Here is a 21,512-nt window from a genome sequence, read left to right as displayed (position 1 = left end):
AAATTCGAATTTGTCGCTCGGCCGCGCTGCCCGGCGTGGTTGCCTCACTTCCGGATGTATTCGTGAAAAATCCCGCAGAATCAACGTTCCCCGTTCAATCCGCGCCCCGCGTGGGTTTCGTGTCCCTAGGCTGCCCCAAAGCGCTCGTCGACTCCGAGCAAATCATTACCCAGTTGCGCGCAGAGGGTTACGAGATCTCGGGTAGCTACGACGGCGCCGATCTGGTGGTCGTCAACACCTGCGGGTTCATCGACGAAGCGGTGCAGGAAAGCCTCGACGCCATCGGCGAGGCACTCACCGAGAACGGCAAGGTCATCGTGACCGGTTGCCTTGGCGCCAAGAAAAGCGCAAGCGGCTCCGGGCTGATCGAGGAAGTGCATCCGAAGGTGCTGGCCGTCACCGGCCCACATGCACTCGGCGAAGTCATGCAGGCCGTGCACAGCCATTTGCCGAAGCCGCACGATCCATTCGTCGACCTCGTCCCCGCAGCGGGCATCAAACTCACGCCGCGCCATTACGCCTATCTCAAGATCTCCGAAGGCTGCAACCACCGTTGCACGTTCTGCATCATTCCGTCGATGCGCGGCGATCTCGTGTCGCGGCCGGTGGCCGAGGTCATGCTCGAGGCCGAGAATCTCTTCAAGTCCGGTGTCAAAGAGTTGCTCGTGATCTCGCAGGACACGAGTGCTTACGGCGTCGATGTCAAGTACCGCACCGGCTTCTGGAACGGCCGTCCGCTCAAGACGCGCATGACCGAACTCGTCGGCGCGCTCGGCGAACTGGCCGCCGGGTTCGGGGCCTGGGTGCGTCTGCATTACGTGTATCCGTATCCGCACGTTGACGAAATCATTCCGATGATGGCGCAGGGCCCGCTCAAGGGCCATATCCTGCCATATCTCGACGTGCCGTTTCAGCACGCCGATCCGCAAGTGCTCAAGCGCATGAAGCGTCCGGCCAACGCCGAGCGCACGCTCGAACGGGTTGCCGCCTGGCGACGCATGTGCCCCGATCTGACGATACGCAGCACCTTTATCGCCGGCTTTCCGGGCGAGACCGAGGCGCAATTCGAGACGCTCCTCGAATTCATTCGGGCTGCGGAGCTCGATCGCGTGGGCTGCTTCGCGTACTCTCCTGTCGAAGGCGCGAGCGCCAATGAACTCGACGGCGCGCTGCCGGACGAAGTGCGCGAAGCGCGTCGCGCGCGCTTCATGGAAGTGGCCGAAGAGGTGTCGGCCAAGCGCATGGCACGCAAAGTAGGCAAGACGCTCAAGGTGCTCGTCGATGAAGTCAACGCCGACGGCGGCATTGGCCGCACAGCCGCCGATGCGCCCGAGATCGACGGTGTTGTCTATGTCGCGCCCGCGTCCAAAGCGTCGAAGCGCTACAAGGTCGGTGACTTCGTTTCCGTGCGGATTACCGGCGCGGATGGCCATGATCTGTGGGGCGAAGTCTGAGTCCAGGCCCCAGGCCCGTGGCCACCCGTTGCTCGCGTGGTGCAGCTACTTTGACGCGTCAACGCAATGTCGACAATTCTGAACAGCTTTGCATGGGACCGGAGTAAGCGCTAAAGCGCTAACTCGATAACTCTGAACAGCTTTGCATGGGACCGGAGTAAGCGCTAAAGCGCTAACTCCGGTCGACACAGGAGAAAAGCAATGCAACGAGAAGTGGTGGTGGTGAGCGGGGTGCGCACGGCAATCGGCGACTTTGGCGGCAGCCTCAAGGATCTTGCACCGACCGAGCTTGGCGCACGGGTCGTACGCGAGGCCCTCGCGCGTGCGAAGGTGAGTGGCGATGAAGTGGGGCATGTGGTGTTCGGCAATGTGATTCAGACCGAGCCGAAAGACATGTATCTGGCGCGCGTTGCCGCACTGAACGCGGGTGTCACGCAGCACGCGCCCGCCATGACGGTCAACCGTCTTTGCGGCTCGGGGTTGCAGGCCATCGTTTCGGCTGCGCAAAGTATTTTGCTCGGGGACACCGACATCGCTGTCGCGGGTGGCGCGGAAAGTATGAGCCGTGCGCCTTATATCGCGCCGACGGCCAGGTTCGGCCAGCGCATGGGCGATGCGCGCCTCGTCGACATGATGCTCGGCGCACTGCACGACCCGTTCGAAGCGTTTCATATGGGCGTGACCGCCGAAAACGTCGCGCGCAAGTACGGGATTACGCGCGCGATGCAAGATGAGCTTGCACTCGAGTCGCATCGCCGTGCATCGCAGGCGATTCGCGCCGGCTGGTTCAAAGATCAAATCCTGCCGATATCGATTCCTTCGAAAAAGGGCGAAGTGGTCTTCGATACCGATGAACACGTTCGGCATGACGCCTCGCTTGCGGATTTGACGCGCCTTAAGCCCGTCTATCAGAAAGAGGATGGCACGGTGACAGCGGGCAATGCGTCCGGGCTCAATGATGGCGCCGGCGCCGTGGTGCTGATGGAGCGCAGCGTGGCGCAAGCGCGCGGGCTGCAGCCGCTCGCGCGCCTCGTTTCGTACGGACATGCGGGTGTCGATCCCGCTTATATGGGCATCGGCCCCGTGCCGGCCACGCGCAATGCGCTCGCGCGCGCCGGCCTTCGCACTGACCAACTCGACGTGATCGAGGCAAACGAAGCGTTCGCGGCGCAAGCCTGCGCGGTGACGTCCGAGTTGCAGCTCGATCCCGCCAAGGTCAATCCGAATGGCTCCGGCATCTCGCTTGGTCACCCGATCGGCGCGACCGGTGCGATCATCGCGGTCAAGACGCTGTACGAGCTCGCGCGCAGCGAGGGCCGCTACGGTCTCACCACGATGTGCATCGGCGGAGGGCAGGGCATTGCCGTCGTGTTCGAACGCATTTGAGCGCCGATCAACCTATTGCATTCAACCCGTTCCATCTGCTGTCGACTGACTTGCCATGACCGACTCCACTTCCACGCGCGGGCGCCAAACGTGCATCGTGCATGCCGATACCGATCTCACACCGGGCTTCGCCGCGTTCACCACGCCTGTGGCGCGCGCATCGACGGTGATCTTTCCCGATCTCGCGACGGTGCGCGCGGCCGATTGGCGCGATGATGCGCAATGGCGCTATGGCTTGCACGCCACGCCGACCTCCGCGGCGCTCGCGCAGCGCATTGCCGCGATTGAAGGCGGACGATATGCGTTGCTGCAGCCGTCGGGATTGTCGGCAATCTCGAACGTCTATTTCGGCATCGTGAAGTCAGGCGATGGCGTGCTGATTCCCGATAACGTCTACTCGCCGAACCGCGAGCACGGCGAGTGGCTCGCACAGGATTTTGGCCTGGAGGTCAGCTATTACGATCCGCTTGTCGGGGCGGGTATCGCCGATCTCATTGCGCCGAATACCCGCCTGATCTGGATCGAAGCACCAGGTTCGGTGACGATGGAAGTGCCGGATGTGCGTGCAATCGTGAAAGCGGCGCGCGAGCGCAACATCGTCACGGCGATCGATAATACTTATTCGGCCGGGCTGGCGTTTCGACCGCTCGAGCTGGGCGTCGATATTTCGGTACAAGCGCTGACGAAGTATCAGTCGGGTGGTAGCGACGTACTGATGGGCGCGACGATTACAGTCGATCACGATCTGCACCTCAAGCTCAAGCGGGCCAGAATGCGCATGGGGATCGGTGTGTCGGCCGACGACTGCTCGCTCGTCCTGCGTAGTTTGCCGAATATGAAGGCACGCTTCGAGGCCCACGACCGGACGGCGCTGAACCTGGCGCACTGGCTGAAAACCCGCGCCGAAATTGCCACGGTGTTGCATCCGGCGCTGAGTGACTGCCCCGGGCACGCGCAATTCGAGCGCGACTTCACGGGCGCGGGTGGCCTCTTCTCCGTGATTTTCGACGAACGATACAGTGCGCGTCAGATCGACGCGTTCGTCGAAGCGCTCGAACTGTTTGCGATCGGCTGGAGCTGGGGCGGGGCCCACAGTCTTGTCATGCCTTACGATGTGGCGTCGGCGCGCACCGCCTCGCCGTGGCCGCATCGCGGCACGTTGGTGCGCTTCTATATGGGCTTGGAGGACGAGGCCGATTTGCGCGCGGACATCGAACGCGCGATGGCGATCACGTTGGCCTGACGGGCGTCGCTTCGCTAATCTGCGCTACTGTAAAAGCCGTAAGAGGCCATCGAGGCCGACGTGGTTGAACGCCACGTCGGCCGCCGCCCGCACGACGGGTTTCGCGCGAAACGCCACCGACAGCCCCGCTTCGGCCATCATCTCGAGGTCGTTCGAGCCGTCGCCGAGCACGATGGCCTGAGCGGGCGCAATGCCGAGCGCGGCACAGGTTTCGCGTACGGTGCGCGCCTTGACGCTCGCGTTGACGATCTCACCCAGCACGCAGCCGGTCAGTTTGCCATCGACGATATCGAGCGTATTTGCGCGCGTGAAGTCGAGCTGCAGCCGCGCTTTGAGCCGGTCCGTAAAAAAGTTGAACCCGCCCGAGACGAGCAGCGTGCGCAGCCCTACCGATTGTGCCGCTGCGAGCATGGTTTCGGCACCCGGCGATAACTGCAGCCGCTCGGCATAAACATGGTCGAGCGCGTGTGCGTCGAGCCCCTTGAGCAAGGACACGCGCGCGATCAAGCTTTCGTCGAAATTCTTGATTTCGCCGCGCATCGCCGCTTCGGTGATGGCCGAAACCTCGGCTTTCAAACCACAAAAATCGGCGATTTCATCGATGCATTCGATCGTGATGAGCGTCGAATCCATATCCATCGCGACCAGACCGAAGTCGCGCCATGCGAGATCCGGCCGCACGAACGCGTAATCGAGTGCGTGGGTCTCGCAGTAGGCGTCCACATTGCCGCGCTGCGTCGGATCGGTCTCGGTGATGCGTATCGCATGCGCGTCGATATGCTGGACGCTCACGCCGCGGGCGAGTGCGAGAAGCGGCTTGGCATGGGCGGCCGCTAAGGGCTTTGGGCTCTGAATGACGAGGTTCATGGCGACGCTTGCGTGGGTTTCATGCCGTCGGTGCGCCGACAGCGTTTGGGAGCAGGAAATCCGCGTATTGTAGCGGCTGAGCGACGGCTGCCCGGTATCAGCTTCGAGTCACGTGTCGACAGCGAGCATTACCCGCCCATCCGCAAGTCAGCACCGAACGCAAGCGGGACAACTCCCAATTTCCAGAGCGCAACAGCGCGCGCGAGTTGGCGTTAGACTGACAACGCATCGCCCATCCGGTCACAGAAATTGCATCCGCTGTACAACACGCCGCGACATGCCGTCGTGCGCCGCTAAAAAAAGGAGGTGACAGCATGAGTGTTTGCCGCAGATCGTTCGTCGCTCTGGCTTACGTCGCCGCATGTTCGCTCGGTGCGCTTGGCGCTGCCGCGTACGCTGCGCCCCCCATCACCGTGACCTCGAAGACAGCCGCTGATGGGCCGATCAAATACACCGTGAAAGTTGCATCGAAGTCGTTCGGCAACGTCCAGGAAACGCGTACCATCCGCTCCGGCCAAAGCGACGATTTCAACTGGAAGACAGTCCCTCCCGGCGGCGCGGTACCCATGCCTGAACACTGCCCGAATAGCTCGGGTCTCGCGGTGGACGTCAATGGCGCCGCCATGCGCTCGATTAGCGTTCGCCTGGCGCCAATCGTCGCGCCGGACGGCACGGCTACTGTCCAGTTGAGCGTGCAAGCTGCCGCACCCAAGGCCAAGGCGTCGGCCAAAGCGGCCGGTAAAGCGCAATGTCCGCAGATGGTGACGGTTAGCCAGGTCCTGCGCTTCACGATGCCCACCACCGGCAGCGCGAAGACCGTCAGCTTGAGCGACGGCAGCAAGGTAACGGTGTCGGCGCAGCGTTAAAAAGAGACGCAAGCCCTAGTTCGTACCGCCCCGCTCGACGAGACGCGCGGCCAGGAATCTGTGCTCGGGTGAGAAGAGCCGTCGATAGGTGAGCAAGACGGCTCCCACGGTCCCGAGCGCAGACGCCGCCGCGATCAGGAACATGATGACGATCTGATACCGGACGGCTTGCAACGGAGACTGCCCCGCCAAGACCTGCCCGGTCATCATGCCGGGCAGGCTGACGACACCGACCACGGCCATCTGATTGAGCGTCGGGATCATGCCCGCGCGCACGGCTTGACGGGCGGGCCCCTGCGCTGCCTCCCAGCGCGTGGCCCCCAATGCCAATGCCATCTCGAGGCGATCGCGTCGTGCGGTCAGCGCTTCAGTTATGCGCTCGATGGCAAGCGAGACACCGGTCAGCGTGTTACCAAGAATCATCCCGAGGATGGGGATGGCGTATTGCGGTGCGTACCACGGATGAATGCGAATGACGGCGAAAAGCCCCACGGCGGCGACCAGCCACGCACTTAGCCAAATCGACACGATGCTGTCGATGCGCTGGCCGCGATAGCCGTGCTCGCCGCGCGAGGCGCCCGCCAACCCTGCGACCACGGTCATCAATGCCATCAACGGCAAGACGACATACCAGCGATCGAATCGGAACACCCAGCCGAGTACGTAGCCGATCGCGAGCAACTGGACGACCGTGCGCAATGCGGCAAGCGCGAGCTTGCGGCCCAGGCCAAGCGAGAGCGCGGCCGAGACGGCCCCGTTGACGACGATGAGCAGCGCCGCGATTGCGACATCGACAAGGCTCAACTGGTGTAGCGCCGTGTTCATCGGAGGGTCTCGGTCACCGGCTCGATGCGCCCCGCGAGCATCGCGACGGCGCGCAAGCCGACACGGTGCGCCTGCGCCGGATCGTGTGAGACCCATATCGATGCCCGAGCGCCGTCGCCTGCGGCGAACCAGTCGTCGACGAGCGCCTCGACCGCTTGCGCCGTTTGCGGATCGAGCGAGGATGTCGGCTCATCCAGCAGCAGTATTTCAGGTTCGAGTTGCAGCGTGCGGATCAATGCGCACACTTGCGCCTCGCCCCCAGACAGTTCGCTCGCGCGTTTGTCGAGAAAGCCGCGTGGCCGGCCTGCGCGTGCTGCGAGCCGCTCGGCACCGCTGCGGTCGAAACGACGGCCGCGATACGTGTGGAGCGAGTAGGGGTAGCGCAGGTTGTCCTCCACTGTGCCTTCGAGTAAGGCCGGCCGTTGCCGGATATAAGCAACGGCCGCGCGATAACGCGGAATGTGCTTGCGTTCGACAAGTTGCCCATGCCATTCGATGTGCCCGGTATCGAGCGGATCGAGCAAGGCCAGCGCGCGCAGCAATACGCTTTTTCCGGCGCCGGAGGGGCCTGTGAGACTCACGCGTTCGCCTGCCGTCAGCGAGAAATCGGTTGCGGCCAGCAGTGTGGTGCCCGAGCGCAAATCGCGGCGGACGATGCCATGCGTCTGGACGAGAGGAGGGGCAGCCATGCGTTGAGGTCGATCGGGATAGAGAAAGTGGCTGCGTCGCCGGTTATGCTCCGACATCATATGCGATCAGCCGCAACCCACGGCTCGGCACGAGGTTTGCTACATAGGGTGCACAGACTATGCGAGCATGACTATCGCGCATGCGGCATTTTGGCGGGATCGTCACTGCGTCGCGCACGCCGGAGTCCTTATGCCGCTTGCTCGAACCCTTCCGCGCACCGCGGGCCTGATTGTCGCCTGGGCACTCGTTGCCGTCATCGTGCTGATCGCCGCCTGTGCCGTTTTTGCCATCACATTCGACTGGAATCGTGCCCGCCCTTGGGTGGACGACAAGGTATCGCAAGCGATCGGGCGCCCCTTTGCAATCAATGGCGATCTGCGTGTGAACTGGCAGCACCCGGTGAGCGAGCGCGGGTGGCGAGCGTGGATACCGTGGCCGCGCTTTTCGGCCTACCGTATCAGCGTCGGTAATCCGCCCTGGACCAAAACACCACATTTCGCGACAGCCGACGAGATCGCTTTCACGGTCGAGGTTTTGCCGCTTTTTGCGCATAGGATCATCGTGCCGTCGATCGATTTGACGAATCCGTCGATCGATTTGGAGCGGCTGGTCGACGGCCGTGCGAATTGGGTATTCCAGTTGCCGCATCCGCAGCAGCCAACACGCTGGCGGCTCGAACTCGCCAATCTCGGGTTCGCAAACGGCAGCATCGCGCTGGCCGACGCGCTCAAGAAAGTCGATCTGCAAATTGGCATCGACACGCTTGGCAAGCCGCTTGCGATCGGCGATGTACTGAAACAACAGGAAAGCGCGTCACGCGAGACGGCCGCGCAAGTGGTGGGCAAGCACGGCGCCCGCGCGTTGTCGGCGCAAGAGCGCGCCGCTTTGGGCGCCTCCGGTGCCGCAGGTGCATCAACTGCCTCAGGTGCGTCGGCGGCGTCAACCGCTGCGCCGGGCGCGGCGAGTTCGGCATCCTCGCCATCGGCGTCGCCAAACCCGCGCGATCTTTACGCGCTGGCCTTCAACGCGAAGGGGACCTACCGCACGACAGCGGTCTCGGGCAGCGGCAAGATCGGCGGCGTGCTGGCTTTGCGCGATACGACGCGGCCGTTTCCGATGCAAGCCGACGTCAAGATCGGCGACACGCGCTTGGCGCTTGTCGGTACGCTGACCGACCCGCTGCACTTGGCCGCGCTCGACCTGCGGCTTTGGCTGCAAGGCGCGAGTCTGTCGCACCTTTATCCGATTCTCGGCGTGACGCTGCCTGATACGCCGCCCTATGCGACCGATGGCCACCTGAGCGGCCAGTTCGGCACCGAGGACGCCGAGACGAAGTTCATTTACAGCGGCTTCACAGGGCGCGTGGGCGACAGCGATCTCGAGGGCACGCTCACCTACGAGCGGCCGCAGCCGCGCCCGTTCCTGCATGGCCAAGTGGTGTCGAACCTACTGCGCTTTGCCGACCTGGCGCCGATTGTCGGCGCCGACACCAACCGCAGCAAAGCGCGGCGCGGCGACCCGGTCAAGCAGCCGGAGACGCGCGCGCTGCCGGTCGAGCCGTTCAGGACCGATCGCTGGCGCGCGATCAATGCCGACGTGACGTTTACGGGCAAACGCATTCTGAAAGACCCTGCGCTGCCGATCTCCGATCTGCACACGCACGTGCTGCTCAAAGACGGCGTGCTGAGCCTCAAGCCGCTTCGCTTCGGTGTCGCCGGGGGCACGCTCGCGATGGATACCGGGCTCGACGGCAGCCGGGTTCCGCTCAACGCACGCATGTCGATGTCGGCTCGTCATTTGAAACTCAAGCAGCTTTTCCCGTCGCACAAGACGATGCAATCCGCGCTTGGCGAGATCAACGGTGACGCCGCGTTGTCGGCCACCGGCAACTCGCCGGCGGCGCTCGCAGCGACGCTCGATGGCGAGGTGAAGGCGCTGGTGACGCACGGCACAGTCAGCCGCTTGTTGATGGAAGAGGCAGGACTCAACGTGGCCAATATCGTGTACGAAAAGCTGTTCGGGCATCGCGACGTGAATATCCGCTGCGGCGTAGCCGATTTCACGGCCAGCGACGGGGTGCTTGACTCGCGGACGTTTGCGCTCGATACCGAAGATGCGCTGATTGCGATGGACGGACGCATCGATTTGCGCAATGAGACGATGAACCTGACGATCCATCCGCAGACCAAAGGTTTCCGCGTGTTTTCGCTGCGTTCCCCGCTTTACGTGAAGGGCACGTTCAAACACCCCGACGTCGGCGTGAGTAAGGAGGCGCTCGCCTTGCGGGCCGGCGCGGCAGTGGGGCTCGGGCTGTTGAATCCGTTCGCCGCGTTGCTTCCGCTGATGGCGCCGAGCCACAACCAGCCGGCCCCCTGCGAGACGCTGATTGCGCGCATGCGCGAGGCGCCGCATGCACCGCCGCCGTCCGCGCGACCGAAGCCGCCTGACGCGGCGGCCGGCACCAGTAGTGCGCTGCCGGCCCAAAATGCGCCCGTCAACGGGAAAGGAGGTGGGTGATGTCGCGGAAACTTGCTAAAATTGCGAGTTTTTCGTCGAACATCATTCTGAGGGCCGCGCCGTGCTGTCTACCGCCAATATCACCATGCAATTCGGGCCGAAGCCGCTCTTCGAGAATATCTCGGTCAAGTTCGGGGAGGGCAACCGGTACGGTCTGATCGGCGCGAACGGCTGCGGCAAATCGACGTTCATGAAGATTCTCGGCGGCGATCTCGATCCGAGCGCCGGCACAGTCATGCTCGAGCCCAATGTTCGCCTCGGCAAGCTGCGCCAGGATCAATTCGCGTATGAGGATATGCGGGTGCTCGACGTCGTGATGATGGGGCACACCGAGATGTGGGCCGCGATGACGGAGCGCGATGCAATCTACGCGAACCCCGACGCGACGGACGACGACTACATGCACGCGGCCGAACTCGAAGCGAAGTTCGCCGAATATGGCGGCTATACGGCCGAAGCGCGCGCAGGCGAACTGCTGCTCGGTATCGGCATTCATATCGGGGACCACGCCGGTCCGATGAGCAACGTTGCGCCGGGTTGGAAGCTGCGCGTGCTGCTGGCACAGGCGCTGTTTTCGAACCCCGATGTGCTGCTGCTCGACGAGCCGACCAACAACCTCGACATCAACTCGATTCGCTGGCTCGAAGACGTGCTCAACGAGTACAACTCGACGATGATCATCATCTCGCACGATCGGCACTTTCTGAATCAGGTCTGCACGCACATGGCGGACATGGACTTTGGCACGCTCAAGGTCTATCCGGGCAATTACGACGACTACATGCTTGCATCGACGCAGGCCCGCGAGCGTCAAGCGAACGCCAATGCCAAGGCGAAAGAGCGCATTGCCGATTTGCAGGACTTCGTGCGGCGCTTTTCGGCCAACAAGTCGAAGGCCCGCCAGGCGACGAGCCGCTTGAAGCAGATCGACAAGATCAAAATCGAGGAATTCAAGCCGTCGTCGCGACAGAACCCGTTCATCCGTTTCGAATTCGAGAAGAAGCTGCATAACATCGTCGTCGTGGCGGAGAACATCACGAAGCGCTACGAGCGCACCATTTTCGAGCACTTCGATTTGAGCGTGCAGCCGGGCGAACGTATTGCGATCATCGGCGAAAACGGGGCAGGTAAGACCACGTTGCTGCGTGCGCTGCAGAGCAATCTGGCGCTCGACGGCGGCACCATCAAGTGGGCTGAGAACGCAAATATCGGCTACATGCCGCAGGATACGTACGAAGAGTTTCCGCGCGACGCCACGCTGATGGAGTGGATCGACGACTATCGCAAGGAAGGCGATGACGACCAGATGGTGCGCGGCACGCTGGGACGGTTGCTGTTTAACGCTGACGACATCAGAAAGTCGGTCAAGGTCCTATCGGGAGGCGAAAAGGGCCGCATGATCTGGGGCAAGCTGATGCTGGGCCGCCATAACGTGCTGCTGATGGACGAGCCGACGAACCATATGGACATGGAGTCGATCGAGTCGCTGCAGATCGCGCTCGACAAATACGAAGGCACGCTGATTTTCGTCTCGCACGACCGCGAGTTCGTGAGCGGGCTGGCCAACCGCATCATCGAGGTGCGTACGGACGGCACGCTCTACGACTTCGGTGGAAATTACGAAGAATTCCTGACGAGCCAGGGCGTGCAGTAACGGCGTCAAGCGAGCCGCGTAAAATAGCGCACTCAATCGGCAACGACGGATTCTCACGATGAAAACGTACGAGCATTTATACATCGGCGGCAAGTGGCTGCAGCCGTCGGCGAGCGGCATGATCGACGTGATCGATTCGGGCACTGAAGCGGTCATCGGGCGCGTGCCCGAGGGTGCGGCGGCTGACGCGGAGGCCGCCGTCGAAGCGGCGAAGCTCGCGTTCGACGGCTGGGCGGCAACGCCCGCCGCTGTGCGCGCCGATTACCTCCAAAAAATCGCGGACGGCCTCAAGGCGCGCACCGAAGAACTCGCGCAACTCATTTGCGGCGAAGTCGGCATGCCGATCAAGCTTGCCCGGGCCATCCAAGTCGGCGCGCCCGTCTACAATTGGAACGCTTACGCTAAGCTTGCGCGCGAATTCGCGTTCGAGGCGCGCGTCGGCAATTCGCTCGTCGTGCGCGAGCCGGTTGGCGTGGTTGCGGCGATCACACCGTGGAACTACCCGCTCAATCAAATCACATTGAAAGTAGCGGCGGCGCTCGCGGCCGGGTGCACGGTCGTGCTCAAACCGTCGGAGGTCGCACCGCTCAGCGCTTTCGTGCTCGCGCAAGCAATCGATGATGCGGGCTTGCCGGCCGGCGTCTTCAATCTCGTGAGCGGCTACGGTTCGGTGGTTGGGGAAATTGTCGCGAGCCATCCGTTCGTCGATATGGTGTCGTTCACCGGTTCGACACGCGCAGGTAAGCGCGTGTCGGAACTCGCCGCAGCAACGGTCAAGCGCGTGGCGCTCGAACTCGGCGGCAAATCGGCGTCCATCATTCTCGACGATGCCGACTTTGCTGCGGCCGTCAAAAGCACGGTGTCCGCCTGCTATCTGAATGCCGGGCAGACCTGCTCGGCACATACGCGCTTGCTGGTGCCCGAAGCGCGCTACGACGAAGCGCGTGCGCTCGCGAAAGCGGCGGCCGAGGCCTACGTGGCGGGGGACCCGCGCAGTGACACGACGCGTCTTGGTCCGCTCGCCTCAGCCGCGCAGCAAGCACGCGTGCGTGACTACATCAAACGCGGTATCGCCGAAGGTGCGGAGCTTGTCACCGGTGGCCCCGATATGCCCGACGGGCTCATGCGGGGCTTCTTCATCAAGCCGACGGTGTTCGGCCGCGTGCATCCGAAAGCGAGCACCGCGCAAGAAGAAATCTTCGGTCCGGTGCTCTCGATCCTGACGTACAAGGACGAGGAAGAGGCCGTGCGCATCGCCAACGATTCACTCTATGGCCTTGCCGGCGCCGTATGGGCCGGCGACGACGAGCATGCGTTGCGCGTCGCGCGACGCATCCGCACGGGCCAGATCGACATCAACGGCGGGGCCTGGAACATGCAAGCGCCGTTCGGCGGCTTCAAGCAGTCGGGTTATGGCCGCGAAAACGGGGTGTATGGGCTCGAGGAGTATCTCGAGTACAAGTCGCTCCAATTTCAGGCGGCGAAGGCAGCCAACTGAGTGAGGAGCGAAGCAGGGCGGTAGCCAGACTCGCTGGCTAGCCGATGCCTGATTAGTGCTGGTTGCGATCCGTTTTCCGACTCGCCCCCAACATGGCGAACGAGACGATCGCAACGAGCATGGTACAACCCGCCAGCGCGAGCAACGTGGTATGAAAGGCATCGGCGTACACAGTTGTCAGTGACGTGCGGCCAACTTGTGGCGCGAGCGCGGCCGCATGTGTGAAATTGCCGGCGGCCATATCAGCGGCGATGAAGGGAGTCGCATCGCCCGCTGCCGATGCGTGACGATGCAGGCCGGACTGCAGTTGTGCCATCAAGGCAGCGCCGACCGCAGCCAAGGCAATCGCCTCACCCGCTAGCCGCATCGTCGAGAAGATGCCGGTGGCCATGCCGGCGCGTTCTCTCGACACGACGCTGACCGACAGGTCGTCCATCAACCCCCACGGCAGGCCCGTGCCGATGCCGATCAACAGCATCGGCCAGATCACCGCCATCGACTGTTGCCCCATCGGCACGGCCGCAAGCCATACGAGCCCGAGCGCCGCAATCATCAGACCCGCTGCCGACAGCCCGCCCGACGAGAAGCGCGGCGCGAGCACGCTGGCAACGAATGGCACGATGGCCATCGGCGCGGAGAGCGGGATCATCATCATGCCGGCTTTGATCTCGCTGTAGCCTTCAGCGCCGATAAAGCCGATCGGCATCACGATCAGCAGCACCACAAAACACACCGCGGTGGCCAGCGGCAACAACTGCACCCCTATGAAACGGGGGAGAAGGAACAGCGACAAATCGAGCATTGGCCGCACTTGACGCAATTCGATCCAGACGAAAGCGATCAGCAACGCCGCTGCGCCCAACAACAACGCCAGCACGGGTGCGCTAGCCCAGCCTGAGTGCGGTGCCAGTGTGATGCCGAAGATCAACAAGGACAGGGCGACGGTAAAACTCAGCGTGCCCCACCAGTCAATGCCGCGTGCATTGGGGTCGCGCGTTTCGTGCATATGCGGTACGCCGCCAACGAGCACCAACAGGCCAACCACGGTGCCGGTCAAAAAGATCGCGCGCCAGCCCAGCCATTCGATCAGGAACCCCGACCACACAGGCCCGAACGCCAATCCTACGCCAAAGGTCGTGCCCAACAAGCTGAACGCGCGCGTGCGCGCGGCGCCCTCGAACTTCTGCGCCAGCGACGCGGCGCCACCCGCCATCGTGAGGGCAGCGGCTACGCCCTGCACGCCGCGCAGCAAGTCGAGCACGACAAGGTTCGGCGCCAGCGCGGTCACCAACGACAACGCGGTGAAGCCGATCAAGCCGCTGCGAAAGATGCGCTTGCGCCCCAGTTGGTCGGCCAATGCGCCTGCCGCCATCACGCAACTGCCGAAAGCCAGCACAAACGCGTTCACCACCCAGGCCAATGCCACCGGAGCGCCGCCCAGCTCGCGTGCGATGGCGGGTGTGGCGACCGCCGGCCCGGTGAAGCTGAGCGGCATCATCAGCCCTGCCAGGCACACCGCGGCGAGGATGATCGTCTTGTTCCGCGCGACGTCAGTGCGGCGAATATTTATTTCGGTTTTCGTGGCCGATTCCATGCCGAGATCCTCAGATGTTGTAGCCGCCGTCGATCGTCAGCGCTGCGCCGGTGATGAAGCGGCTTTCGTCGCTGGCGAGATAGGCGACGAAGCCGCCGATGTCGTCTCCGGTACCGTAATGACCCAGCGCCATCAACGCGCGCAACGAATCGGCGCGGGCGCCGTCGGCGGGGTTCATGTCGGTATCGACGGGCCCGGGCTGCACGAGATTCGCCGTGATGCCCCGCGGGCCGAGATCGCGTGCCATGCCCTTGGTCAGCCCGATCAGCGCCGACTTGCTCATCGCATACAGCGTGCTGCCCGGCATCGGGACGCGCTCGGCGTTGCAACTGCCGATGGTGATGATGCGGCCGCCTTTCACCATGTGCCGCGCCGCAGCTTGCGCACCGGTGAACACGGCGCGCACGTTGACGGCGGTAACACGGTCGAACTCGTCGAGGCTGAATTCGTCGAAGGGCTTCCAGTAGCCGATGCCGGCGTTGCTGACCAGGATGTCGATGCGGCCTAGTTCGGCCACCGTGTGGTCCACCGCTTCGATGGTGGCATGCGGGTTGGCGCTGTCGGCGGCCAGCGCCAACCCGCGCCGACCCAGTTCGCGGATTCCATGCACCACGCCATTGGCCTTGTCGCGCGAATTGACGTAAGTGATGGCCACATCCGCGCCCTCCTGTGCCAGTCGTATTGCAATCGCCGCGCCGATGCCACGGCTTGCGCCCGTTACCAAAGCTACCTTTCCAGTCAGTCGAGACATAACGCCTTCTAATTCAGTAGTGATCGTTATAGAATCGTGATCGACAGCACCCGATGTCGTCAAGTATTTTTTTAACGATTGCTACAAAATTTGATCGATGAAGGCCGAACGAGGACGACCGCGCGGATTCAATCGCGAAGCGGCGCTGCAGCAAGCGATGGAAGTGTTTTGGGAGCGCGGCTACGAAAGCACGTCGGTGGCGGCGCTCGCGGCGGCAATGAATATCAACCCGCCGAGCCTGTACGCCGCTTTTGGCGACAAGGAAGCGCTTTTCCGCGAAGCCGTAGCGCACTACCGCGCGGCGGATGGCAGCTTGACCGGTAAGGCGTTGCGCGAAGCGCCCACCGCGCGCGAAGCAGTGGAGGGCATGTTGATGATGGCCGCGCACACGCTCACGCTGCCGGACAAACCGAACGGGTGCTTGGTGGTGTTGGGCGCTACGAATTGCTCGCCGTCGAGTCGACCTGTGGACGTGTTCCTGCACGACGTGCGGATGGCATCGGTACGGGACATCCGCGCGCGGCTGGCGGACGCCGTTGCCAACGCCGAATTACCGCCTGACTCCGACATCGAGCAGATGACTGCCTATTTTGTGACCGTATTGCACGGCATGTCGCTGCAGGCGCGCGACGGCGTCACGCGACAGGCCCTGGAAGGCGTTGTACGAATGGCGATGGCCACCTGGCCTGCGCCACACAAAACGAAGCCGCCGCGCAAAGGCGGGCGGCATCTACCTAAGGGGGGATAGACGGTTGCGGGGCTCCAGCAATCGGCATATCGTCCTGCAATTGGTTTCTTTGCGAGCACGCTGGCCCTTCCTGCCAGGTCGGCGGAGCAACGAAAATAGCCATTCCTCATTCACCATATAGCCCGCGGTCAACCTAAAGGAGATCTGATGACGAAGATGATTTTTGTGAATCTGCCCGTTCGCGACCTACCCGTCGCGCGAACTTTCTACGAGGCGGTTGGAGCAACCAATAACCCACAGTTCACCGACGAAACTGCCGCGTGCATGGTTTTCTCGGAAACGATCAACGTCATGCTGCTGACGCACGCCAAATGGGCCACATTCACGACGAAGCCGATTTCAGACGCGCACAAGGCGGGTGAGGTGATGCTCGCGCTGTCATGCGACAGTCGCGATGCCGTTGATGCGATGGTTGATGCCGCGGGTAAGGCTGGAGGCATTGCCGACTGCAACCCGCTACAAGACTATGGATTTATGCTCAACCGCAGCTTTCAGGACCCGGACGGCCACGTCTGGGAAGCGGTTTGGATGGACCCACAGGGCATGCCAGCACACGGATGATGTAGATTGCGACGACGGCGGTCTGACAAAAACAAAAAAACGCGTTAGAGCTTGTCGCGCGCAAAGCGCATCGCCGTCCCCTCTCGTTCGATGCGGACCCAAACAGCGCGTTTTTCGCCGTCGGTCATAAAGACCCAATTGGACACCTCGACCGCTGTTCGTCCGCATCCCTTGCAGACTTCATCGAAAAGCGTGGAGCAGACGCCGATGCAGGGGCTATCGGGGACGTCGTGGAGGTTGGATGCCATCAAAAAACCTTGGGACAATGCTGGATCAAGCGCTATGGTAGCCGATTAGGGCAGGCGGCCCGCAGCGCGAGCGGGCGAACATGGGTGTCACGTCCGAACGTCTTTTTTGTACGCTGGACAAGGACGCATAACCCGCTAAAATTGCGCGCGATTTGACGCGCTTGACGCGCTTGACGCGCTTGACGCGCTTGACGCGCTTGACGCGCGACTTGCAACGGGACGCAACGACGTGCAGCGACGTGTAGCCAATGCTGCTGTACCGTTTGCGCGACAGCCGGGCTGATTGGCCGGCATTTTTTTGTCGTTGGTTGCAATTGATGGTAGTTTTCGAATTTTTCAAGGGCCGCACGCCAAGCGCTGCGGCATCGGGCGGGGATGAGCGCCGGCGCTGGCCGGATGGACCGGGAGAGTGGAATGAACAAGCAGGTAATGAGCGGACTCGCCGCGTTGGCGTTGTGTGTCGCACCTTGGACCGTGTCGCAAGCCAAAGACACGCAGCTCAACGTCTATAACTGGTCCGACTACATCGCCAAGGACACGATTTCCAACTTCACGAAGCAAACCGGCGTTCAGGTCAAATACGACAACTACGACAGCGACGACACGCTGCAAGCCAAGCTGCTCACCGGCAATTCGGGCTACGACATCGTCGTGCCGACGAGCAACTACGCGGGCAAGCAAATTGCAGCCGGCATTTTCTCGCCGCTCGACAGTTCGAAGCTGCCGAATCTGAAGTACCTCGACCCCGCGCTGATGAAGCTCGTGGCCGGCGCCGACCCTGGCAACAAATACGTGGTGCCCTGGGCGTACGGCACGACGGGCCTTGGCTACAACGTGACCAAAGCGCAGCAAATTCTGGGCGCCAATACGCCGCTGGACAACTGGGACATTCTCTTCAAGCCCGAGAACATTTCGAAGTTGAAGAAATGTGGGGTGTCCGTGCTCGATGCGCCCGATCAAGTCTTCGCGGCCGCACTGCATTACCTTGGCAAGGACCCGATGAGCGCTAACCCGGCCGATTACAAAGCCGCGCTGACGATGCTCAAGAAAATTCGCCCCTACATCACGCAGTTCAACTCATCGGGCTACATCAACGACCTCGTCGGCGGCGATATCTGTTTCGCCTACGGTTGGTCGGGCGATGTCGTCATCGCCAAGCATCGTGCGCTCGAGGCGAAAAAGCCGTACAAGGTCGAGTACTACATTCCGAAGGGCGGTGCGCCGATTTGGTTCGACGTGATGGCGATCCCGAAAGACGCCAAGCACAAGGAAGCGGCCCTCGAGTGGATCAACTATATCGAAACGCCGCAAGTGCATGCCGCTATCACGAATGCGGTCTACTACCCGAGCGCGAACGCCGAGGCACGTAAGTATGTCGACAAGGATATCGCCAACGATCCGGCGGTATACCCGCCCGCCGATGTCGTCAAAACGCTCTTCCTGCTAAAACCGCTGCCGTCCGACATTCAGCGTTTGCAAACGCGCCTGTGGACCGAATTCAAGTCGGGCCGGTAGTCGCTCTCCGTATGTCTTAGCCGATAGGCAGCCCGCAAGCCCCCGGACCGTGCCGGGGGCTTTGTACGTCAAACGATTGGAGTCAAGCAGCACATCATGAGCGATCAGTCGAGCTCGCAGGCCGCAAACGGCATGACCGGCGCCAAGAGCGCAAATGGTGCAGACCCTGCCGTAAACGGCATGCCCCCTTTGTCGACAAAACCGGCCGGGGCCGCGAACTTCGTCGAAATCGTAGACGTCGTCAAGAAATTCGGCGAATCGGTGGCGGTGCGCAACGTCAGCTTATCGGTCGCGAAGGGCGAACTCTTTGCGCTGCTTGGCAGTTCCGGGTGCGGCAAGTCCACACTGCTGCGGATGTTGGCCGGGCTCGAGCCGGTGACCTCCGGCAAGATCCTGATCGACGGCGAAGACCTCGCGCTGATGCCGCCTTATCGGCGGCCGGTCAACATGATGTTTCAGTCGTATGCACTTTTTCCGCATATGACGGTGGAGACGAATGTCGCGTTCGGCCTCAAGCAGGAAGGCGTGCCGACGACCGAACGCAAGGAACGGGTGCAGGCGGTGCTCGATCTCGTCCAAATGGGCCGATTCGCGAAACGCAAGCCGCATCAGCTCTCGGGCGGGCAACAGCAGCGCGTCGCACTGGCCCGTTCGCTCGTCAAGCGGCCCAAGCTGCTGTTGCTCGACGAACCGATGTCGGCACTCGACAAACAGATTCGCCAACGCACGCAAATCGAACTCGTCAATATTCTCGAACGGGTTGGTGTTACCTGCATCATGGTGACGCACGACCAGGAAGAGGCGATGACGATGGCAAGCCGCCTGGCCGTCATGAGCGAAGGCCAGATCGTGCAGCTCGGCACGCCGCACGAGGTGTACGAGTATCCGAACACCCGATTTTCGGCGGAATTCATCGGCTCGACGAATCTCTTCGATGGTCATGTCGTTGAGGACGAACCCGATCACGTCTTCGTCGAAACACCGCTACTGCCAAGCAAGATGTATGTGAACCACGGCATCACCGGCCCGCTCGGCATGCCGGTGACGATTTCGGTGCGGCCCGAGCGTATTGCGCTCACGCGCAAGCCGCCCGAGGGGGCCTACAACTGGGGGCACGGCGTGATATCGAATATCGCTTACCTTGGCGGCTATTCTCTGTATCACGTCAAACTCGACTCGGGCAAGACCGTGATCGCCAATATCTCGAGCCTCGCGCTTTCGGAGATCGACTCCCCGACGTGGGGCGACGAGATCTACGTGCGCTGGAGTGCGTCGGCCGGCGTGGTGCTGACGGCATGAGAACCAGCATGAGATCCGGCGTGAGAACCGGCTTGAAAAGCGCACTCGCAACGTTCGCCGCGTGGCCGGCGCGGCGTTTCAAACTCACTGGCGGCACGGCCGTCGTCGCCGGGCCATTCATTTGGCTGTTGCTGTTTTTCTTCGTGCCGTTCGTGCTTGTCGTAAAGATCAGCTTCGCGGAACTCGAACTCGGCATCCCGCCGTATTCGGAACTTGTCAGCTTCAAGGATGGCGTCGTTCAGATCGCGCTCAATATTGGGCATTACGCTTTTCTCTTTAGCGACAGCCTTTATTTCGCGACTTACGTCAATTCGCTCGTCGTGGCCGCGGTAACGACGCTGCTGTGTTTGCTGCTTGGCTATCCGATGGCGTATTACATCGCCCGCTCCAGCGAACAGTCTCGCAATCTGCTGATGATGGCTGTCATGCTGCCGTTTTGGACGTCGTTTCTGATTCGCGTCTACGCGTGGGTCGGCATTCTGAAGAACAACGGCCTGCTCAATAACTTTTTGATGACGATTGGCTTCATTCATACGCCGATCGAGCTTTATCGAACGAACGTGGCCGTTTATATCGGCATGGTCTATTCGTATCTGCCGTTTCTCGTCATGCCGCTTTATGCTCACCTCGTGAAAATGGATCTGACACTGCTCGAGGCGGCCTATGATCTCGGTGCGAAGCCGTGGAAAGCGTTCGTCCAAATCACGTTGCCGCTGTCGAAGAATGGGATCATCGCTGGATGCCTGCTCGTATTCATCCCGGCGGTAGGCGAATATGTGATTCCCGAGTTGCTCGGCGGAGCCAACACGCTGATGATCGGCCGCGTGATGTGGAACGAGTTCTTCAACAACGCAGACTGGCCGATGGCTTCCGCGGTGACATGCGCAATGGTCTTGTTGCTCCTTGTACCGATGGCCGTGTTTCAACATTACCAGGCTAAACAACTCGAAGCGCGTCGATGATCAAACCGAATCGCACGTTGCGACTGATTGCGCTCGGCATCGGCTTCGCGTTTCTTTATATTCCGATTCTGAGTCTCGTCGTCTATTCGTTCAACGAGTCGCAACTCGTCACTGTCTGGACGCGTTTTTCGACACGCTGGTACACCGCGCTTGCACGCGACGACGAACTGATCACGGCCTTTTGGCTGTCGTTGCGCATCGCGTTGCTGACGGCGTTTGCTTCGGTGTTTATCGGCACCTGGGCCGGGTTCGTGCTCGCCCGTATGGGCCGGTTCCGCGGCTTTACGTTATTTACCGGCTTGATCAACGCGCCGCTCGTCATCCCCGAAGTCATTCAGGGCATTTCGCTGCTGCTGCTTTTCATCGAAATGGGGAAGTGGCTCGGCTGGCCGGAAGGGCGCGGTCTCGTCACGATCTGGATCGGGCACGTCATGCTCTGCATGTCCTACGTCGCGATCATCGTGCAGTCACGTGTACGCGATCTCAACCCTTCGCTGGAAGAAGCCGCGCTCGATCTCGGTGCAACACCGTTCAAGGTCTTTTTTACGATTACGTTGCCGTTGATTTCGCAAGCATTGATGGCAGGGTGGCTGCTGTCGTTCACGCTGTCGATCGACGACCTGGTGTTGTCTGCATTCTTGTCCGGTCCCGGCTCGACCACGTTGCCGCTCGTCGTATTCTCGCGTGTGCGGCTCGGCCTGAACCCGGAGATGAATGCGCTCGCCACGCTTTTCATCGCCGTCGTGACGGTCGGCGTGGTCGTGATCAACTATTTCATGCTCAGAGCGGAAAAGAAAAAATTGCAGGCGGTTGCGTGAAGGCGAGCCGATCGAG

The 21,512-nt window shown here is 61.8% G+C and carries 18 protein-coding genes and 1 pseudogene; 13 read left to right on the top strand and 6 right to left on the bottom strand.

Annotated elements, in window-relative coordinates; translation table 11 throughout:
• Positions 1 to 62: 62 nt before the first annotated feature.
• The 3 genes from rimO (at position 63) to ACSQ20_RS09785 (ending at position 4,083) form a co-directional block, all read left to right on the top strand.
• Positions 63 to 1,454 (top strand): 30S ribosomal protein S12 methylthiotransferase RimO, encoded by a 1,392-nt coding sequence (rimO, locus tag ACSQ20_RS09795; protein WP_436019368.1) that lies wholly within the window; start codon positions 63 to 65, stop codon positions 1,452 to 1,454.
• A 201-nt stretch (positions 1,455 to 1,655) separates the two neighbouring features.
• Complete coding sequence (bktB, locus tag ACSQ20_RS09790) at positions 1,656 to 2,840, top strand: beta-ketothiolase BktB (RefSeq protein WP_436019366.1); 1,185 nt, start codon at positions 1,656 to 1,658, stop codon at positions 2,838 to 2,840.
• 55 nt (positions 2,841 to 2,895) lie between these two features.
• The gene (locus ACSQ20_RS09785; RefSeq protein WP_436019364.1) at positions 2,896 to 4,083 is read left to right on the top strand and encodes a cystathionine beta-lyase; all 1,188 of its coding nucleotides are present in this window, start codon (positions 2,896 to 2,898) and stop codon (positions 4,081 to 4,083) included.
• Between the two features lie 24 nt (positions 4,084 to 4,107).
• On the opposite strand, the gene serB is transcribed toward ACSQ20_RS09785, so the two are convergent.
• Positions 4,108 to 4,950, bottom strand: a complete 843-nt coding sequence (gene serB, locus ACSQ20_RS09780) for a phosphoserine phosphatase SerB (protein ID WP_436019362.1) — start codon at positions 4,948 to 4,950, stop codon at positions 4,108 to 4,110.
• Between the two features lie 314 nt (positions 4,951 to 5,264).
• On the opposite strand from serB, the gene ACSQ20_RS09775 reads away from it, so the two are divergent.
• Entirely contained in the window at positions 5,265 to 5,816 is a 552-nt protein-coding gene (locus ACSQ20_RS09775) for a DUF6013 family protein (protein ID WP_436019360.1), read from the top strand.
• Between the two features lie 15 nt (positions 5,817 to 5,831).
• On the opposite strand, the gene ACSQ20_RS09770 is transcribed toward ACSQ20_RS09775, so the two are convergent.
• Positions 5,832 to 6,641: an ABC transporter permease gene (locus ACSQ20_RS09770; protein ID WP_436019358.1), complete on the bottom strand. Its 810-nt coding sequence runs from the start codon at positions 6,639 to 6,641 to the stop codon at positions 5,832 to 5,834.
• Entirely contained in the window at positions 6,638 to 7,330 is a 693-nt protein-coding gene (locus ACSQ20_RS09765; RefSeq protein ID WP_436019356.1) for an ABC transporter ATP-binding protein, read from the bottom strand. The genes ACSQ20_RS09770 and ACSQ20_RS09765 overlap by 4 nt, the downstream gene beginning before the upstream one ends.
• A gap of 190 nt (positions 7,331 to 7,520) precedes the next feature.
• Here ACSQ20_RS09765 and ACSQ20_RS09760 point away from each other — a divergent pair, with 190 nt between their 5' ends.
• The 3 genes from ACSQ20_RS09760 (at position 7,521) to ACSQ20_RS09750 (ending at position 13,000) form a co-directional block, all read left to right on the top strand.
• On the top strand, positions 7,521 to 9,848 hold the full coding sequence (locus tag ACSQ20_RS09760; protein ID WP_436019353.1) for an AsmA family protein: 2,328 nt from the start codon (positions 7,521 to 7,523) through the stop codon (positions 9,846 to 9,848).
• A gap of 61 nt (positions 9,849 to 9,909) precedes the next feature.
• Entirely contained in the window at positions 9,910 to 11,502 is a 1,593-nt protein-coding gene (locus ACSQ20_RS09755) for an ABC-F family ATPase (RefSeq protein ID WP_436019351.1), read from the top strand.
• A gap of 58 nt (positions 11,503 to 11,560) precedes the next feature.
• Complete coding sequence (locus tag ACSQ20_RS09750; RefSeq protein ID WP_436019349.1) at positions 11,561 to 13,000, top strand: aldehyde dehydrogenase family protein; 1,440 nt, start codon at positions 11,561 to 11,563, stop codon at positions 12,998 to 13,000.
• A 52-nt stretch (positions 13,001 to 13,052) separates the two neighbouring features.
• Here ACSQ20_RS09750 and ACSQ20_RS09745 read toward each other — a convergent pair whose 3' ends face one another.
• Positions 13,053 to 14,594, bottom strand: a complete 1,542-nt coding sequence (locus ACSQ20_RS09745) for an MFS transporter (protein WP_436019347.1) — start codon at positions 14,592 to 14,594, stop codon at positions 13,053 to 13,055.
• A 10-nt stretch (positions 14,595 to 14,604) separates the two neighbouring features.
• Complete coding sequence (locus tag ACSQ20_RS09740) at positions 14,605 to 15,345, bottom strand: 3-oxoacyl-ACP reductase family protein (RefSeq protein WP_436019345.1); 741 nt, start codon at positions 15,343 to 15,345, stop codon at positions 14,605 to 14,607.
• A 97-nt stretch (positions 15,346 to 15,442) separates the two neighbouring features.
• Between ACSQ20_RS09740 and ACSQ20_RS09735 the strand changes: the two genes are divergently transcribed.
• Together ACSQ20_RS09735 and ACSQ20_RS09730 are read left to right on the top strand one after the other, a co-directional pair.
• Positions 15,443 to 16,093, top strand: a complete 651-nt coding sequence (locus ACSQ20_RS09735) for a TetR/AcrR family transcriptional regulator (protein ID WP_436019343.1) — start codon at positions 15,443 to 15,445, stop codon at positions 16,091 to 16,093.
• Positions 16,094 to 16,240: 147 nt separating this feature from the next.
• Positions 16,241 to 16,654: a VOC family protein gene (locus tag ACSQ20_RS09730; RefSeq protein WP_436019341.1), complete on the top strand. Its 414-nt coding sequence runs from the start codon at positions 16,241 to 16,243 to the stop codon at positions 16,652 to 16,654.
• A gap of 44 nt (positions 16,655 to 16,698) precedes the next feature.
• On the opposite strand, the gene ACSQ20_RS09725 is transcribed toward ACSQ20_RS09730, so the two are convergent.
• Entirely contained in the window at positions 16,699 to 16,902 is a 204-nt protein-coding gene (locus ACSQ20_RS09725; protein WP_436019339.1) for a DUF1289 domain-containing protein, read from the bottom strand.
• A 414-nt stretch (positions 16,903 to 17,316) separates the two neighbouring features.
• Between ACSQ20_RS09725 and ACSQ20_RS09720 the strand changes: the two genes are divergently transcribed.
• From ACSQ20_RS09720 to ACSQ20_RS09705, 4 genes and pseudogenes are all read left to right on the top strand, one after another.
• On the top strand, positions 17,317 to 18,417 hold the full coding sequence (locus ACSQ20_RS09720; RefSeq protein ID WP_436019337.1) for a polyamine ABC transporter substrate-binding protein: 1,101 nt from the start codon (positions 17,317 to 17,319) through the stop codon (positions 18,415 to 18,417).
• A 210-nt stretch (positions 18,418 to 18,627) separates the two neighbouring features.
• A pseudogene (locus ACSQ20_RS09715) lies at positions 18,628 to 19,716 on the top strand (ABC transporter ATP-binding protein); the annotation flags it as partial.
• Between the two features lie 8 nt (positions 19,717 to 19,724).
• On the top strand, positions 19,725 to 20,678 hold the full coding sequence (locus ACSQ20_RS09710) for an ABC transporter permease subunit (protein WP_436019335.1): 954 nt from the start codon (positions 19,725 to 19,727) through the stop codon (positions 20,676 to 20,678).
• Entirely contained in the window at positions 20,678 to 21,496 is an 819-nt protein-coding gene (locus tag ACSQ20_RS09705) for an ABC transporter permease subunit (protein WP_436023016.1), read from the top strand. Before ACSQ20_RS09710 ends, ACSQ20_RS09705 begins: the two co-directional genes overlap by 1 nt.
• Positions 21,497 to 21,512: the final 16 nt, after the last annotated feature.

It is taken from the genome of Trinickia sp. LjRoot230 (assembly GCF_964253315.1).
Classification (GTDB): domain Bacteria; phylum Pseudomonadota; class Gammaproteobacteria; order Burkholderiales; family Burkholderiaceae; genus Trinickia.
Note: the sequence above shows the minus strand (reverse complement) of the source record. Positions and strands in the feature narration are given on the sequence as shown.

Bases quoted from the DNA above. Each gene is read 5' to 3' on its own strand.
- bktB (WP_436019366.1), top strand. From the start codon at position 1,656: ATGCAACGAGAAGTGGTGGTGGTGAGCGGGGTGCGCACGGCAATCGGC.
- ACSQ20_RS09785 (WP_436019364.1), top strand. From the start codon at position 2,896: ATGACCGACTCCACTTCCACGCGCGGGCGCCAAACGTGCATCGTGCAT.
- serB (WP_436019362.1), bottom strand. From the start codon at position 4,950: ATGAACCTCGTCATTCAGAGCCCAAAGCCCTTAGCGGCCGCCCATGCC.
- ACSQ20_RS09775 (WP_436019360.1), top strand. From the start codon at position 5,265: ATGAGTGTTTGCCGCAGATCGTTCGTCGCTCTGGCTTACGTCGCCGCA.
- ACSQ20_RS09770 (WP_436019358.1), bottom strand. From the start codon at position 6,641: ATGAACACGGCGCTACACCAGTTGAGCCTTGTCGATGTCGCAATCGCG.
- ACSQ20_RS09765 (WP_436019356.1), bottom strand. From the start codon at position 7,330: ATGGCTGCCCCTCCTCTCGTCCAGACGCATGGCATCGTCCGCCGCGAT.
- ACSQ20_RS09760 (WP_436019353.1), top strand. From the start codon at position 7,521: ATGCCGCTTGCTCGAACCCTTCCGCGCACCGCGGGCCTGATTGTCGCC.
- ACSQ20_RS09750 (WP_436019349.1), top strand. From the start codon at position 11,561: ATGAAAACGTACGAGCATTTATACATCGGCGGCAAGTGGCTGCAGCCG.
- ACSQ20_RS09745 (WP_436019347.1), bottom strand. From the start codon at position 14,594: ATGGAATCGGCCACGAAAACCGAAATAAATATTCGCCGCACTGACGTC.
- ACSQ20_RS09740 (WP_436019345.1), bottom strand. From the start codon at position 15,345: ATGTCTCGACTGACTGGAAAGGTAGCTTTGGTAACGGGCGCAAGCCGT.
- ACSQ20_RS09735 (WP_436019343.1), top strand. From the start codon at position 15,443: ATGAAGGCCGAACGAGGACGACCGCGCGGATTCAATCGCGAAGCGGCG.
- ACSQ20_RS09730 (WP_436019341.1), top strand. From the start codon at position 16,241: ATGACGAAGATGATTTTTGTGAATCTGCCCGTTCGCGACCTACCCGTC.
- ACSQ20_RS09725 (WP_436019339.1), bottom strand. From the start codon at position 16,902: ATGGCATCCAACCTCCACGACGTCCCCGATAGCCCCTGCATCGGCGTC.
- ACSQ20_RS09720 (WP_436019337.1), top strand. From the start codon at position 17,317: ATGAACAAGCAGGTAATGAGCGGACTCGCCGCGTTGGCGTTGTGTGTC.
- ACSQ20_RS09710 (WP_436019335.1), top strand. From the start codon at position 19,725: ATGAGATCCGGCGTGAGAACCGGCTTGAAAAGCGCACTCGCAACGTTC.